This window comes from Streptomyces sp. NPDC014801, assembly GCF_043082085.1.
Lineage (GTDB): Bacteria > Actinomycetota > Actinomycetes > Streptomycetales > Streptomycetaceae > Streptomyces.
In genome coordinates, this window is sequence record NZ_JBIBXG010000013.1 from 159164 (window position 1) to 174684 (window position 15521).

The window sequence follows — 15521 nt, forward strand, 5'->3', positions numbered from 1 at the left end:
TATGAGCACCCCTGCCGCCGACGGCTTCTCCATGCCGGCCGAGTGGGCCCCGCACGAGCGGACCTGGATGGCCTGGCCGAGCCCGAACCCCACCTTCGACGACCCCGAGGACCTCGCCGCCTCCCGGATCGCCTGGGCCTCCGTCGCCCGCGCGATCCGCCGCTTCGAGCCGGTCACCGTGGTCTGCGGACCCGGCCAGTCCGCCGAGGCCGCCGGCCTGCTCGGCGAGGGCATCCAGGTCGTCGAGCGCGACCTCGACGACGCCTGGATGCGCGACATCGGCCCCACCTTCCTCACCAACGGCCGGGGCGAACTGGCCGCCGTCGACTGGACGTTCAACGGCTGGGGCGCCCAGGACTGGGCCCGCTGGGAGCACGACTCCAAGATCGGCGCCTACGTCTCCGACCTCGCCGGCGCCACGACGTACGCCTCGCAGCTGGTCAACGAGGGCGGCGCGATCCACGTCGACGGCGAGGGCACCGTGCTGCTCACCGAGACCGTGCAGCTCGGCCCCGAGCGCAACCCGCACTGGACCAAGGAGCAGGTCGAGGCGGAGATCCACGCCCACCTCGGCACGTCCAAGGCGATCTGGCTGCCGCGCGGCCTGACCGGCGACTACCCGCCCTACGGTTTCGGCACCCTCGGCCACGTCGACATCGTCGCCGCTTTCGCCCGCCCGGGTGTCGTCGTCGCCCACCACCAGCCGGACCCGGCGCACCCGGACTTCGAGGTCACCAAGGAGGTCATCGGCCTGCTGAAGTCCTCGACCGACGCGCGCGGCCGGGCGCTGGAGGTGGTCGAGGTGCCCGCCCCGACCGTGCTGGAGGCCGACGGTCACTGGGCCGACTACTCCTACATCAACCACTACCTGTGCAACGGCGGCGTCGTGCTGTGCGGCTTCGACGACCCGCGCGACGAGATCGCGGCCGGCATCTTCCGCAAGCTGTTCCCGGAGCGGACGGTGACCCTGGTGGACGCGCGTACGATCTTCGCGGGTGGGGGCGGCATCCACTGCATCACCCAGCAGCAGCCGAAGGTCTGATCCACAGCGCCTTTTCGAGACACAGGAGCAGCAGATGGCCGGTGCGGCCCGTGCGCGCAGGAACGCGCCGCCGCGCGAGGAGGTCCTCGCCTCCGCCATGGACATGATCGCCGAGCGCGGTCTGGAGAAGCTCACCATGGCGGGGCTCGGCCGCGAGGTCGGCATGAGCAGCGGCCATCTGCTGTACTACTTCCGCTCCAAGGACGAACTGCTGCTGCAGACCCTGGAGTGGAGCGAGGGCCGGCTCGGCGCCGAGCGCGCCCGGCTGCTGTCGAGCGACGGCACCGCCCGTGAACGGCTGGACGCCTACGTCGACCTGTACGTCCCCGACGGCCACCGCGACCCGCACTGGACGCTGTGGCTGGAGGTGTGGAACCGCTCGCAGAACGCCGACGACGACGCCCGCGCCCGGCAGGCCGCCATCGAGGGCGCCTGGCACCGCGACCTGGTCGCCCTCATCGCCGAGGGCATCTCGCACGGCGAGTTCCGCGCCGTCGACCCCGACCGCTTCGCGGCCCGGCTGCGGGCCCTGCTGGACGGCTTCTCCATCCATGTGGCGATCGGGCTGCGCGGCACCGACCGGGCGCAGACCCTGGCCCACGTCCGGGAGTTCCTCGACGACGCGCTGTGCGCGCAGGCCTGAGGGCCCGCGGGGCGGTCCGGGTCCGGCTGCCGTGAGGGGCCACCGGGTCGTGCCGGGTGCGGTTGCAGGCGCGCGGTGAGCCGGTGGTTGCGGTGCGTGGCGCCCGCGGTGACCAGGGCGGCGCTCGCATCCTGAGACGGGCGGTGAGCGCGGGGGCGGATTGTGCCAGACTGCCCCCGTGCTCTCGTTCGCCACGATTATTGGCAGCAGGCGCGCCGGTCCGCAGTGACCGCCACGTACGACCAGGTACGGGCGGCCACCGTCGTCCTCGACCCGCGCGCAGACCTCTCGCACCCGCGAGGGGTTTTTCTGTTTCCTGGCCCACCTGCAGCCGGGAGTCAGGCGTGAGGGACCATTGGGGGGACGGTGGAGCCGGTCATTCCGGTAAGACCGAAGATCCACAACAGGAGCCTTGAGACCATGACCGAGACGGCAACCAGCGAGCTCGACGACTCGTTCCACGTCTTCGACACCACCCTGCGGGACGGCGCCCAGCGCGAGGGCATCAACCTCACCGTCGCCGACAAGCTCGCGATCGCACGGCACCTGGACGACTTCGGCGTGGGCTTCATCGAGGGCGGCTGGCCCGGCGCCAACCCGCGCGACACCGAGTTCTTCGCCCGCGCGCAGGCCGAGATCACCTTCCGCCACGCCCAGCTGGTCGCCTTCGGCTCCACCCGCCGCGCCGGCACGACCGCCGCCGAGGACCCGCAGGTCAGGGCGCTCGTGGAGTCCGGCGCCCCGGTGGTCACCCTCGTCGCCAAGTCCCACGACCGGCACGTCGAGCTGGCGCTGCGCACCACGCTCGAGGAGAACCTGGAGATGGTCCGCGACACCGTGGCCTACCTGCGCTCGCAGGGCCGCCGGGTGTTCGTCGACTGCGAGCACTTCTTCGACGGCTACCGGGCCAACCCGGAGTACGCCAAGGCCGTCGTGCGGGCCGCCTCCGAGGCGGGCGCCGACGTGGTGGTCCTGTGCGACACCAACGGCGGCATGCTGCCCGCCCAGATCCACGCCGTCGTCGCCACCGTCCTCGCCGACACCGGCGCCCGGCTCGGCATCCACGCCCAGGACGACACCGGGTGCGCGGTCGCCAACACCCTCGCCGCCGTCGACGCCGGCGCGACCCACGTGCAGTGCACGGCGAACGGATACGGGGAGCGGGTCGGCAACGCCAACCTGTTCCCGGTGGTCGCCGCGCTGGAACTGAAGTACGGCAAGAAGGTGCTGCCCGAGGGCCGGCTGCGCGAGATGACCCGCATCTCCCACGCCATCGCCGAGGTCGTCAACCTCACGCCGTCCACCCACCAGCCGTACGTCGGTGTCTCCGCGTTCGCGCACAAGGCCGGGCTGCACGCCTCCGCGATCAAGGTCGACCCCGACCTGTACCAGCACATCGACCCCGAGCTCGTCGGCAACACCATGCGCATGCTGGTCTCCGACATGGCGGGCCGCGCCTCGGTGGAGCTGAAGGGCAAGGAACTCGGCATCGACCTCGGCGGGGACCGCGAACTGGTCGGCCGGGTCGTCGAGCGGGTCAAGGAACGCGAGCTCAAGGGCTACACGTACGAGGCCGCGGACGCGAGCTTCGAACTGCTGCTGCGCGGCGAGGTGCAGGGCAGGCCGTTGCGGTACTTCGAGGTCGAGTCCTGGCGCGCGATCGTCGAGGACCGGCCCGACGGGACGCACGCCAACGAGGCCACGGTGAAGCTGTGGGCCAAGGGCGAGCGGATCGTCGCCACCGCGGAGGGCAACGGCCCGGTCAACGCGCTCGACCGGGCGCTGCGGGTCGCGCTGGAGAAGATCTACCCGCAGCTGGCCAAGCTTGAGCTGGTCGACTACAAGGTCCGCATCCTGGAGGGCGTGCACGGTACGCAGTCCACGACCCGGGTACTGATCTCCACCACCGACGGAGCCGGCGAGTGGTCCACGGTGGGGGTCGCCGACAACGTCATCGCCGCCTCGTGGCAGGCGCTGGAGGACGCGTACACGTACGGGCTGCTGCGGGCGGGGGTGGAGCCGGCCGCGTAGCAGCTCGCCGCCGGGGGCTGGGTGGCCGGGTGGCTGCGGGGGTGTCACACGCCGCGCCAGATGTTGGCGTAGGCGTCGTCCTCGATACGGCGGCGCTGGCGTACGGCCGCGAGTTCCGTGAGCGCGTTGTGGACGGCGGCGACGACGGTGAGGACGGCGTCGTCCAGGTCGGGGGCGGTGTCCCTCTGCGGGGCGCCGCCCTCGGGGATGCCGAGGGCTGCCGCCAGGGCCACGAGGACGGGTTCGCGGAAGGCCCAGCGGTCCGCGGCGTGACGTCGCTCGGGGGAGTCGGGCGGGGGAGCGTGGCGGGCTCGGCTGGGGAGCCAGCGGTGGCCGTGCGGCCCGCTTTCGGCGCGCGTCTCCCTGGCGTAGGCCGCGGCCAGTCCCCGGCCGCGGCGCCACAGCCAGTCGTCGACCGACTCGTACGGGTGCTCGCGCCGTAGGGCGGCGGCGGCCTCGTCCAGGAGGCGGTCGCCGGTGGCGGGCTGCAGGCCGGGGACGATGCGGTCGCGGTCGCTGTCGCCGTCCCGGTCGCCGGCGTCCAGGTGTACGGCCTCGGCGCCGAGCAGATCGACGAGCTCGGCGCCTGCCAGGGCGAGGGAGAGGTCGCCCTGGGTGAGGGGGTGGGTGGCCGGTACGTCCAGGGCGGTGAGGAAGAGGTCGTGTGCGGTGGTCATGCTCTCCAGCATGCGCGCGCCCGTGGCGCTTGGGCGGCTTTTCGTCCGCGGGCTGACGAAAGGCAATGCCGTCCGCTGCGGGCCGACACCCCACCACGCCCCCTCCCGCCGTCGGCGGCTATCCCGCCGTAGCTGCGGGCAGTCGTGCCTCCCCCAAGCTCTTCGAGCAGGGGGGACCCCCAGGGCGGCACGGGTGGGCGCGGGCGGCACCCGCACCGCCGGGCTGCGCACCCCACGGCGGTCACCCCGCCGCCGTCTCGCGTAGCTGCGGGCAGTCGTGCCGCTGGGGCGGCACGGGTGGGCGCAGCGGCACCCCGCAACGCCGGGCAGCGCACCCCCACGGCGGTCACCGCACCCCCGGGTGCAGCGCACCCAAGGGCACCGTGCCCCGCGGCGCGCACCGTGGCGTCGGCAGTTACTGCAAGTGCCACTTCTGGTTCGCGGACCCCGTGCACGTCCAGATCTGCGTACGCGTCCCGTTCGCCGACGTGTTGTCCGTGACGTCCAGGCACTTGTTCGCCGGCACGTTCACCACGTCACCGGTCGAGGCGTTGTACGACCACTGCTGCGCACCCGTCCCGTTGCAGTCGTACAACTGGACCTTCGCCCCGTCCGCCGTCGCACCGGACGTCACGTCCAGGCACTTGCCGAGCGCCCGGATCGAGCCGTCGGCCGCGACCGTCCAGCTCTGCGCCGCCGTGCCGTTGCAGTCGTAGAGCTGGACGGCGGTCCCGTTGGCGGTGGAACCGCCCGCCACGTCAAGGCACTTGCCCGCCAGCCCCACGAACGCGCCCGTACGGTCCCCGCCCCCGGACTGCGCCCCGGACCAGGTGAAGGTCGCCGACGTCTTGCCGGGAAGGGAGTAAGTGGCGTGCTGCCCGCCCCAGTTGATGGTCACCGTGCGGGGTGTGGTTGCGTCGTTGTACGCGATCAGGGCCTTGGAGCCGTCCGGGTTGCGCCAGGCCACGTTCGGGACGGCGGCCGACGCCGTGGAGGCGATCCGCTGCGCGCCGGGGCGGACGAACTTCGTCAGGTGGCCCATGTCGTAGTACTCGACCGTGTAGTCGACCTGACCGCTGCGCGCGTCGCCGTTGTGGACGGTGACCAGCCCCGTGCAGGTGCCGCACCCGCCGTTGTGCGGGCCCATGTTCTGGTCCACGGCCAGGGACCACTTGGTCACCGACTTCGCCCAGTTGCGGGTGTAGTCGATGATGTCGAGCAGGTCCTCGCGCTGCTGATCGGCGATCCACGTGCCGCCCGAGTGCTCGGTGGCGAACGCGTCCAGCTGCGGGTACTGATTGTGGACGGCCGTCTGCTTCGTCACGTCGCCGCCGTAGCCGTGCCAGGCGACGCCGCCGAAGTTCGGGTGGCTGCGGATCGCCGCGTCGTCGACGGTCTGCGCGGCGTAGGCGTCGTAGGTGTCCCAGTTCCAGTCGTGGGCGAGGACCTTCGTCGCCAGTCCGGCCGACTGCAGCTTCGGCAGCAGCTCGTTCTTGGTGAAGTACGCCAGGCCGCTCGCGTTCCAGCTCATCGACGGGTAGCCCGAGCAGCAGGTCGGCTCGTTCTGCGCGGTGACGTAGGAGACCGGTATGCCCTGGTCCCGGTAGGCCTGGAGGTACTTCACGAAGTAGCCGGCGTAGGCGCCGTAGTCCTCCGCTTTCAGCCAGCCGCCGTTGAGCTGCCCGCTGTCCTTCATCCAGGCCGGGGCCGTCCACGGCGAGGCCATGACGGTGAGGGAGGGGTTGAGCTGGAGGGCCTGTCTCGTCAGCGGGACGACGTCCGCGAGGTCGTGGGCGATCGAGAAGCGGGAGAGGGCGGGGTCCGTCTGGCCCGACGGGACGTCGTCGTAGGTGTAGCCGTAGCGGGCCAGGTCCGAGGCACCCATCGGGTTGCGCAGGAAGGACAGGCCGATCCCCTCGGTGGGGGAGAAGAGCTTGCGCATCGTGGCGTTGCGGGTGGACGCGGAGAGGGCGCCGCTGCTGTTCAGCAGCCAGGCCGCGGTGTCCGTGAAGGACGCACCGGCGCCGGTGAACGTCTGGTAGCGGGTGTTCTCGTCGACGGTGATGTTCTCGCCGCTGCCGCCGGTGCCGGACTGGAACGTGAACGGGGCCTGCGGCTCCAGGCCGCGGACGACGTGCCGGCCGCCGGAGTCGTCGGTGGTGGTCAGCCAGGCCGTGACCGGCTCGCCGGCGGCCTGCGCGGGCGCGGCCGCCGCCGTGACGCCGGCCGTGGTGAGCAGCCCGGCGAGCAGGAGGCGGAGGGCCGTGGTGGGTCTCCTCATGGGGCGCCGCCCTTCTGGGTGTGGGGGTCGAAGGCGTGCGAGCCGTGAGTAAAGAGCCGTGGTGACGAGGCGTCAAGTCTTGACGGACCGACCGTACATGAGTTAACTCACGCCGTGAACTAAGCCTTGTGAGGTTTTCCCGAGAGCCGAGGGAAGGTCCATGCGAAGAACCGCCCTGCTCGCCTCCGCCACCCTGCTCGCCGCCCTGCTCCCCTGGGCGTCGGCCCACGCCGCCGACGCCCCCGCCCCGGTCCCCGTGGACCGCTTCGAGGGCGAGGTGCCCTTCGCCGGGCAGCCCGCCGAGGGGATCTTCACCTGGGGCGGCGACGCCGACGACCCGCCCACGCTGAGCCTGACCGCCCGTGCCGACGCCCCCGAGGGCGCGAAGGTCCTGACCGGCACCTACGACATCAGCGGCTACGGCGGCTTCACCCACGACTACGCCGCGAACGAGCCGCCGCACGACTGGTCCGCCCACCGCGGCATCCGCCTGTGGTGGGAAGGCCACGGAACGGGCCGGAAGATCACCTTCGAGATCAAGGACGGCGGCGCGCACGGCGAGGCCTCCGAGCTGTGGACCACGTCGTTCACCGACGACTTCACCGGCTGGAAGCAGATCGAGCTGCCCTTCACCGACTTCGTCTACCGCACCGACTACCAGCCCGTCGGCGGCATCGACCATGTGCTCGGCCTGACGCGGATGTGGGGCTACGCCGTCACCCTCCCCACCGGCGCCCCCGGCACCTTCGCCATGGACGGCGTGGAGCTGTACGGCACGGCCGACCAGTCGCTGCGCGCCTCCGTCACCACCGACGCCGCGGTGTACCCGGTCCGGGAGGGCGGCACCGCGTCGGTGAAGGTCACCGTCGCCACCACGGGGGAGAGGCCGCTCACCGACCCGGTGACGGTCACGTACGCGTCCCGGGGCGGCACCGCCACCGCGGGCCAGGACTACACCCCGGTCTCCGGCACCCTCACCTTCCCGCCCGGCACCGCCTCGGGCACCTCGCGCACCGTCGAGGTGCCCACCCGCAAGGACCGGAGCGCCGAGCCCGCCGAGACCGTCCCGCTCACCCTCGCGGTCACCGGCGCCAAGGCCCCCGCCGAGACCCCGCAGGTCGTGATCGACGCGCACGGGCTGCCGTACCTCGACGCCGAGCGGCCGGTGCGGGAACGGGTCGCCGATCTGCTGTCCCGGATGTCCCTGACGGAGAAGGCCGGGCAGATGACCCAGGCCGAGCGCGGCGCCATGAGCACCCCCGGCGACATCGCCGGCTACGCCCTCGGCTCACTGCTCTCCGGCGGCGGCTCGACGCCCACGCCCAACACGCCGGAGGGCTGGGCGCGGATGATCGACGGCTTCCAGCTGCGGGCCCAGGCGACCCGCTTCCAGATCCCGCTGGTCTACGGCGTCGACGCGGTCCACGGCCACAACAACCTGGCCGGTGCCACGATCATGCCGCACAACATCGGCATCGGCGCGACCCGTGACCCCGCGCTCGCCGAACGCACCGGCGCGGTGACCGCCGCCGAGGTCCGCGCCACCGGCGTGCCCTGGGACTTCGCGCCCTGCCTGTGCGTGACCCGGGACGAGCGCTGGGGCCGTTCCTACGAGTCCTTCGGCGAGGACCCGGCGCTGGTGCAGTCCATGGAGACGATGATCCAGGGCCTGCAGGGCCGGGCCGACGGCCGGGACCTGAGCCGCGGCGACAAGGTCCTCGCCACCGCCAAGCACTTCGTCGGCGACGGCGGCACCGCCTACGGCTCGTCCACCACCGGCACGTACACGATCGACCAGGGCGTCACCACCGTCACCCGGCAACAGCTCCAGGACACCCACCTGGCGCCCTACGAGACCGCCGTCCGGCGCGGCATCGGCACGGTCATGCCGTCGTACTCCTCCCTCGACATCGTCGGGGACGGCCGGGGCGCGGTGAGGATGCACGCCCGCGGCGACATGATCAACGGCGTGCTCAAGGACCGGATGGGCTTCGACGGGTTCGTCATCAGCGACTGGAACGCGATCGACCAGCTCCCCGGCGACTACGCGGCCCGGGTGCGCGCCGCCGTGAACGCGGGCGTCGACATGATGATGGTGCCCTACGGCTACAAGGACTTCACCGCCGCGCTCGTCGGCGAGGTCACGGCGGGCCGGATCAGCGAGCGGCGGATCGACGACGCCGTCTCCCGCATCCTGACCGAGAAGTTCCGGCTCGGGCTGTTCGAGCACCCCTGGGCGGACACGTCCGGCGCCGCCGCGATCGGCTCCCCGGCCCACCGCGCGGTCGCCCGCCGGGCCGCCGCCGAATCCCAGGTGCTGCTGAAGAACGACGGCGGACTGCTGCCGCTGAAGCCCTCGCAGAAGGTGTACGTCGCCGGGTCCAACGCCGACGACCTCGGCAACCAGACCGGAGGCTGGACCCTCACCTGGCAGGGCTCCTCCGGACCCGTCACCACCGGCACCACCATCCTGGCCGGCATGCGCAAGTCGGGCGCGCAGGTCACCTACTCCCAGGACGCCTCCGCCCCGACGGCCGGCTACGACGTCGGCGTGGTCGTCGTCGGCGAGACGCCCTACGCCGAGGGCGTCGGCGACGTCGGCAACGGTCACGACCTGCGGCTGAGCGCCGCCGACCAGGCGGCCGTGGACCGGGTGTGCGCGGCGATGAAGTGCGCGGTGCTGATCGTCTCCGGGCGCCCGCAGCTGATCGGCGACCGGCTCGGCCGGATCGACGCCCTGGTCGCCTCCTGGCTGCCGGGCACCGAGGGCGACGGCGTGGCCGACGTGCTCTACGGCAGGCGCCCCTTCACCGGGCGGCTGCCCGTCACCTGGCCGCGCTCCGAGGCCCAGCTGCCGATCAACGTCGGCGACGCCGCCTACGACCCGCAGTTCCCCTACGGCTGGGGCCTGACCACGCTGACCGAGGTGCCCCGGGGCGGCGCGGCCACGCTGAAGGCCCTGGGCGTCGCCGCGCGGGCCGCCGAACGGGCGGGCGCCGACGCCGCCGGGCGCGCCCTGGTCGGCAAGGCCCGGCTGATCGTCCAGCAGCGCACCGGAGGGCGGCTCACCGCCGCGGTCGCGGCGCCCTTCGCGGAGGCCGAGCACCTGCTGCTGACCGGGCGGTACGGACAGGCGGTGGAGAAGCTGACGGCGGCCTACCGGGCGGTCTGATTCCGCCTGGCCCGGAGGAACGGTTCGGGAGGATTCGGGTACGTTCGACATATGAAGGCCGTCGTACGGACCCGAAACCTCCCCGCCCTGCTGGCGGCCGCGCTGCTCGCCGCGCTGGCGGTGCTGTGGGCGCCGGCCCCGCACGCCGTGGCCGACAGCAGCCTGTCCACCATCGGACGGGCGCTGCGCGAGAACCCCGTCTACGTCGATCCGGCCGCCTCCGCGCAGCTGTCGGCCGGTGACGCCGACGCGCTCGCCCAGCGGATCAGGAGGGCGGACAAACCGCTCTTCGTGGTCGTGCTCCCGGCCGGCTACCCGACGCAGAACCTCTTCACCGACCTGCGCACCGCCACCGGCATCACCGGCGCCTACGCCGTCCGGCTCGGCGACCGCTTCGACGCCCGCGCCGACTCCTCGGTGCTGTCCCGCAACGCGGTGCACAACCTCGTCACCAGCGTCCAGGGCGACCGTGACGCCCGCACCCAGCTGACCGACTTCACCGACCGGGCCGTGCCCACCATGCGCGGCTCGGCGCCGTCCGGCTGGGGCCACACGGGCAGCGGCGGCGGGGTGTCGTCCACCGCGCTCATCGCCACGGCCGCCGTGGTGGTCGTCGGCGGCGCGGGCGCCTACGCCGTCGTCCGGCGCGGCCGGCGGCGGCGCGCCGAGGAGCAGCGGGCGGCGCTGGAGCGGCTGCGGGTGGTGGTCGACGAGGACATCACCGCCTTCGGCGAGGAACTGGACCGCCTGGACTTCCATCCGGCCGAACCGGGTGCCGACGACGCGATGCGCGCGGACTACGAGCGGGCGCTGGACGCCTACGAGCAGGCGAAGTCGCTGATGGCCTCGGCGGCGCGGCCCGAGGACGTGCGGGGTGTCACCCAGGCCCTGAAGGACGGCCGCTTCTCGCTCGCCCAGCTCGCCGCGCGCCGCGAGGGCCGTCCGCTGCCGGAGCGCCGGCCGCCGTGCTTCTTCGACCCGCGCCACGGCCCCTCGGTCGCCGACGCGGTGTGGACCCCGCCGGGCGGCGCCCCGCGCGAGGTCCCGGTGTGCGCCGCCGACGGCGCCCGCCTCGCCGACGGCCACGACCCGATGGTCCGCGAGGTCGACACCGACTACGGCCGCCGCCCCTACTGGGACGCGGGCCCGGCCTACGGCCCCTGGGCGGGCGGCTACTTCGGCGGCGGCCTGCTGCCCGGCCTGCTCGTCGGCACGCTCCTCGGCAGCATGATGGCCACCCCGTCGTACGCCGCCGACTACGGCACCGGTTACGGCGACTTCGGCGCCGACGCCTACAGCGGCGGCGACGTCTCCGGCGCCGACTTCGACCCCGGCGACTTCGGCGGCTTCGACGGAGGCGGCGACTTTGGGGGCGGCGGCGACTTCGGCGGGGGCGGCGACTTCGGCGGCAACTTCTGAAAGAGCGGGGGGAGGGCCGTCGGCTCTAGGGGACGTGAACGCGGCACGGGCCACCCGGGTTTCCGCGTCGGAGGCGGAAAGGGGTGGCCCGTGCGGTGCCGGCGGTGCGGTGTGCCGCGGGGTGCGTCACGCGGCGCGGATCGCCGAGATGTCGAAGACGAGCTTGATCTTGTCGGAGACCAGGACGCCGCCCGTCTCCAGCGCCGCGTTCCAGGTCAGGCCCCACTCGGAGCGCAGGATCTCGGCCTTGCCCTCGAAGCCGACGCGCTCGTTGCCGAACGGGTCCTTCGCCGCGCCGTTGAACTCCAGGTCGATGGTCAGCGGCTTGGTGACGCCGAGGATCGTCAGGTCGCCGGTGATGCGGTAGTCGTCGCCGCCCAGGGCCTCGGCCTGGGTGGAGCGGAAGGTCATGACCGGGAACTCGTCGGTCTTGAAGAAGTCCGCGGACTTCAGGTGGCCGTCGCGGTCGGCGCTGCCGGTGTCGATGCTGTCCATCTTGACGTCGAGGGTGGCCGTCGAGCGGGACGGGTCCGTGCCGTCGAGGTGCAGGGCGCCGGAGAAGTCGAGGAAGCCGCCCTTGACGTTGGTGATCATCGCGTGCCGGGCGACGAAGCCGATGGTGGAGTGGCTGGCGTCGATCGTGTAGTCGCCGGTCAGCGCCGCGAGGTCCGGGTTGACGGGCGAGGCGGCGGTGGTGGTCTCGGTGGTCTCGGTGTTCTTGCGGCCGAAGATGCCCATGGTCTGCTCCTTGGGGACGGGAAGTTGAATGTTCAACTTTGCCAACGACTTCGACCGTAGACCTATTCCGTTCAAATTTCAACAGTCCGTGCCGGGGTAGTCTCGTACCCGTCACCCGTGCGGCCGTCCGCGCCCCGCCGGTTCACTCCAGCGATGGCATGCCCGGCCCTGGATGTGAGGCGTCTTACGCCCCGCGGATTTGTGAGACCCCCACAACGCCGACGCCCTCTGAGCAGTCGGAACGCCTGCATCCCCCTGAGGTTCTGTTCAGTGGTACCAGGAAAACGGTCCGGAGACTGTACGGAGTCGACGGCTCGCTTTCCTTGGCGCCCTTCGTAAGGTCGCTACATGACCGTTTTGGAAGAGACGACGGGTGAGCCCACCGGCGAGCCGACGGACGCGCGCGGGCGGGTCGCCGAACTGCACGAGATCCGTGCCCAGGCGTTGGCCGGTCCGAGTGAGAAGGCGACCGCGGCACAGCACGCCAAGGGCAAGCTGACGGCCCGGGAGCGGATCGAGCTGCTCCTGGACCCGGGGTCCTTCCGGGAGGTCGAGCAGCTGCGCCGCCACCGGGCCACCGGTTTCGGTCTCGAGGCCAAGAAGCCGTACACCGACGGTGTGATCACCGGCTGGGGCACGGTGGAGGGCCGCACGGTCTTCGTCTACGCCCACGACTTCCGCATCTTCGGCGGCGCGCTGGGCGAGGCCCACGCCACGAAGATCCACAAGATCATGGACATGGCCATCGCGGCCGGTGCCCCGCTGGTCTCGCTCAACGACGGCGCCGGCGCCCGCATCCAGGAGGGCGTCTCCGCCCTCGCCGGCTACGGCGGCATCTTCCAGCGCAACACCAAGGCCTCCGGGGTCATCCCGCAGATCTCGGTCATGCTCGGCCCGTGCGCGGGCGGCGCGGCCTACAGCCCCGCCCTGACGGACTTCGTGTTCATGGTCCGCGAGACCTCGCAGATGTTCATCACCGGCCCGGACGTCGTCAAGGCCGTCACCGGCGAGGAGATCACCCAGAACGGGCTCGGCGGCGCCGACGTGCACGCCGAGACCTCCGGCGTGTGCCACTTCGCCTACGACGACGAGGAGACGTGCATCGCCGAGGTGCGCTACCTCCTCTCCCTGCTCCCGCAGAACAACCGGGAGAACCCGCCGCGGGTGGAGTCCGCCGACCCGGCCGACCGCCGCTCCGAGGTCCTGCTGGACCTGGTCCCGGCGGACGGCAACCGGCCGTACGACATGGCGAAGGTCATCGAGGAGATCGTCGACGACGGCGAGTACCTCGAGGTCCACGAGCGCTGGGCCCGCAACATCATCTGTGCCCTCGCCCGGCTGGACGGCCAGGTCGTCGGCATCATCGCCAACCAGCCGCAGGTGCTGGCCGGCGTGCTGGACATCGAGGCCAGCGAGAAGGCCGCGCGCTTCGTGCAGATGTGCGACGCCTTCAACATCCCGATCATCACCTTCCTGGACGTCCCGGGCTTCCTCCCCGGCGTCGACCAGGAGCACGGCGGCATCATCCGGCACGGCGCGAAGCTGCTGTACGCCTACTGCAACGCGACCGTCCCGCGGATCTCGCTCATCCTGCGCAAGGCGTACGGCGGTGCTTACATCGTCATGGACAGCCAGTCCATCGGCGCCGACCTGACCTACGCCTGGCCGACCAACGAGATCGCCGTGATGGGCGCCGAGGGCGCCGCCAACGTCATCTTCCGCCGTCAGATCGCCGACGCCGAGGACCCCGAGGCCATGCGGCAGAAGATGGTCAAGGAGTACAAGGCGGAGCTGATGCACCCCTACTACGCCGCCGAGCGCGGCCTGGTCGACGACGTCATCGACCCCGCCGAGACCCGCGAGGTGCTCGTCCGCTCGCTGGCGATGCTGCAGACCAAGCACGCCGACCTGCCCTCCCGCAAGCACGGCAACCCCCCGCAGTAACCCAGCGGACCCACCGCGGCAACCCCGCGGACCTCTGACTCACGGAGACTGAGACCCATGAGCACTGCCGACATCCGCGTCGAGAAGGGCCACGCCGAGCCCGAGGAGGTCGCCGCCATCACGGCCGTCCTCCTGGCCCGCGCGGCCGCCCGCCCCACCGACACCGCCCCGGCCCACCGCGGCCGCGCCCGCGCCGGCTGGCGCCGCCTGGAGCGCGAGAGCGGCTTCCGCGCCCCGCACAGCTGGCGCTGACGCACACACCGGCAAGAAGGGCCCCTCTCCCGAGAGAGGGGCCCTTCTGCGCGCCCGGAAGGGGCGCGGGCGGTGTGGAGGTGTGGCTCCGCCGCGGGGTGCGGGCAGCAAAAAAGGCTGCCCGCTCGCGGCGTACCACCGCGGGCGGGCAGCCCGGCAACCGAGGACCCGACTAGCGCAGGCGCGCCATGAGCGCGTGCTCCACCAGCGTGATCAGCGTCGACTTGGCGTCGGCGCGGTGGCGGGCGTCGGTGGTGATGATCGGGGTGTCGGGGCCGATCTGCAGTGCCTCGCGCACCTCCTCCGGCGCGTACGGCTGCTGGCCGTCGAAGCCGTTCAGCGCGATGACGAAGGGCAGGCCGCTGTTCTCGAAGTAGTCCACGGCGGGGAAGCAGTCGGCCAGGCGCCGGGTGTCCACGAGCACCACCGCGCCGATGGCGCCGCGCACCAGGTCGTCCCACATGAACCAGAAGCGGTCCTGTCCGGGGGTGCCGAACAGGTAGAGGATCAGGTCCTGGTCCAGGGTGATTCGGCCGAAGTCCATGGCCACCGTGGTGGTGGTCTTGTCTCCGGTGTGGGTGAGGTCGTCGATGCCCGCGGATGCGGACGTCATGACGGCCTCCGTGCGCAGCGGGTTGATCTCCGAGACGGCGCCGACGAACGTGGTCTTGCCCACGCCGAAGCCGCCCGCCACCACGATCTTCGCGGAGGTGGTGGAGCGGGAAGGACCGCCGCTAGAGCTTGCGAAGTCCACTGAGCACCCTTTCGAGCAGTGTCACGTCTGGCTGGCCGCCGGCGTTCTCGTCGCCGCCGGGCTGATGGATGGCGACCAGTCCCGCCTCCGCCAAGTCGGCGACGAGGATCCTGGCCACGCCGAGCGGGATCGTCAGCAGGGCCGAGATCTCGGCCACCGACTTGATCTCGCGGCACAGGTTGCAGATCCGCTGATGCTCGGGCAGCTGGCCCTGCATCTGATGCGGAGCAGCGGTGGTGTGCACCAGCGCCTCGATGGCGAGCTGGTAGCGGGGGCGCGTCCGGCCGCCGGTCATGGCGTACGGACGCACCAACGGATTGTTGGACGCCCCGGCGGGCGCCGGCTCGGGGGTGCGACGCTGCGGCTGCACGGGCTGGATGCGCGGGGCCGGCGGCTGGTCGTACGGCGACGGGCCGGGGCCCTGTGGCATGTACGGCTGCCGGTGGCTCGGGGCGGAGGGGTAGGCGTACGGGTTCGAGGAACCGTCGCCGGGGCCCTGGGCAGGGCCGTACGACCAGTTGCCCGAGGACGAACCGCCTGGGGGTGTTGCCACTTTCTCTCCTCCTCC

12 protein-coding genes are annotated in these 15521 nt (G+C 72.2%); 7 read left to right on the forward strand and 5 right to left on the reverse strand.

Translation table 11 applies throughout. The features are described 5' to 3' along the window. Window position 1: 1 nt before the first annotated feature. From ACF1AL_RS30210 to cimA, 3 genes are all read left to right on the forward strand, one after another. Complete coding sequence (locus ACF1AL_RS30210; RefSeq protein WP_386420961.1) at window positions 2-1042, forward strand: agmatine/peptidylarginine deiminase; 1041 nt, start codon at window positions 2-4, stop codon at window positions 1040-1042. Between the two features lie 34 nt (window positions 1043-1076). Beyond that, on the forward strand, window positions 1077-1685 hold the full coding sequence (locus ACF1AL_RS30215) for a TetR/AcrR family transcriptional regulator (protein ID WP_384213341.1): 609 nt from the start codon (window positions 1077-1079) through the stop codon (window positions 1683-1685). Window positions 1686-2105: 420 nt separating this feature from the next. Next, a complete protein-coding gene (gene cimA / locus ACF1AL_RS30220; RefSeq protein ID WP_366839485.1) occupies window positions 2106-3716 on the forward strand; it encodes a citramalate synthase in 1611 nt (536 codons plus the stop codon). Window positions 3717-3760: 44 nt separating this feature from the next. Here the strand turns inward: cimA and ACF1AL_RS30225 are convergent, their stop codons facing one another. Further along, complete coding sequence (locus tag ACF1AL_RS30225) at window positions 3761-4393, reverse strand: GPP34 family phosphoprotein (RefSeq protein WP_391828205.1); 633 nt, start codon at window positions 4391-4393, stop codon at window positions 3761-3763. 415 nt (window positions 4394-4808) lie between these two features. After that, window positions 4809-6674: a ricin-type beta-trefoil lectin domain protein gene (locus tag ACF1AL_RS30230; protein WP_391828207.1), complete on the reverse strand. Its 1866-nt coding sequence runs from the start codon at window positions 6672-6674 to the stop codon at window positions 4809-4811. 160 nt (window positions 6675-6834) lie between these two features. On the opposite strand from ACF1AL_RS30230, the gene ACF1AL_RS30235 reads away from it, so the two are divergent. Both ACF1AL_RS30235 and ACF1AL_RS30240 read left to right on the forward strand, forming a co-directional pair. Continuing rightward, entirely contained in the window at window positions 6835-9846 is a 3012-nt protein-coding gene (locus ACF1AL_RS30235; RefSeq protein WP_391828209.1) for a CIA30 family protein, read from the forward strand. Between the two features lie 51 nt (window positions 9847-9897). Next, window positions 9898-11265, forward strand: a complete 1368-nt coding sequence (locus ACF1AL_RS30240) for a hypothetical protein (protein ID WP_391828211.1) — start codon at window positions 9898-9900, stop codon at window positions 11263-11265. Window positions 11266-11391: 126 nt separating this feature from the next. Here the strand turns inward: ACF1AL_RS30240 and ACF1AL_RS30245 are convergent, their stop codons facing one another. Next, window positions 11392-12003, reverse strand: a complete 612-nt coding sequence (locus ACF1AL_RS30245) for a YceI family protein (RefSeq protein WP_391828213.1) — start codon at window positions 12001-12003, stop codon at window positions 11392-11394. Between the two features lie 348 nt (window positions 12004-12351). On the opposite strand from ACF1AL_RS30245, the gene ACF1AL_RS30250 reads away from it, so the two are divergent. Both ACF1AL_RS30250 and ACF1AL_RS30255 read left to right on the forward strand, forming a co-directional pair. Continuing rightward, entirely contained in the window at window positions 12352-13947 is a 1596-nt protein-coding gene (locus tag ACF1AL_RS30250) for an acyl-CoA carboxylase subunit beta (protein ID WP_366837178.1), read from the forward strand. 57 nt (window positions 13948-14004) lie between these two features. Next, the gene (locus tag ACF1AL_RS30255) at window positions 14005-14199 is read left to right on the forward strand and encodes an acyl-CoA carboxylase subunit epsilon (protein ID WP_366837179.1); all 195 of its coding nucleotides are present in this window, start codon (window positions 14005-14007) and stop codon (window positions 14197-14199) included. Between the two features lie 172 nt (window positions 14200-14371). Here the strand turns inward: ACF1AL_RS30255 and ACF1AL_RS30260 are convergent, their stop codons facing one another. Continuing rightward, a complete protein-coding gene (locus ACF1AL_RS30260) occupies window positions 14372-14953 on the reverse strand; it encodes an ATP/GTP-binding protein (protein WP_110630992.1) in 582 nt (193 codons plus the stop codon). Next, window positions 14934-15506, reverse strand: coding sequence for a DUF742 domain-containing protein (locus ACF1AL_RS30265; RefSeq protein WP_366837180.1), 573 nt, complete (start codon window positions 15504-15506; stop codon window positions 14934-14936). Before ACF1AL_RS30265 ends, ACF1AL_RS30260 begins: the two co-directional genes overlap by 20 nt. Window positions 15507-15521: the final 15 nt, after the last annotated feature.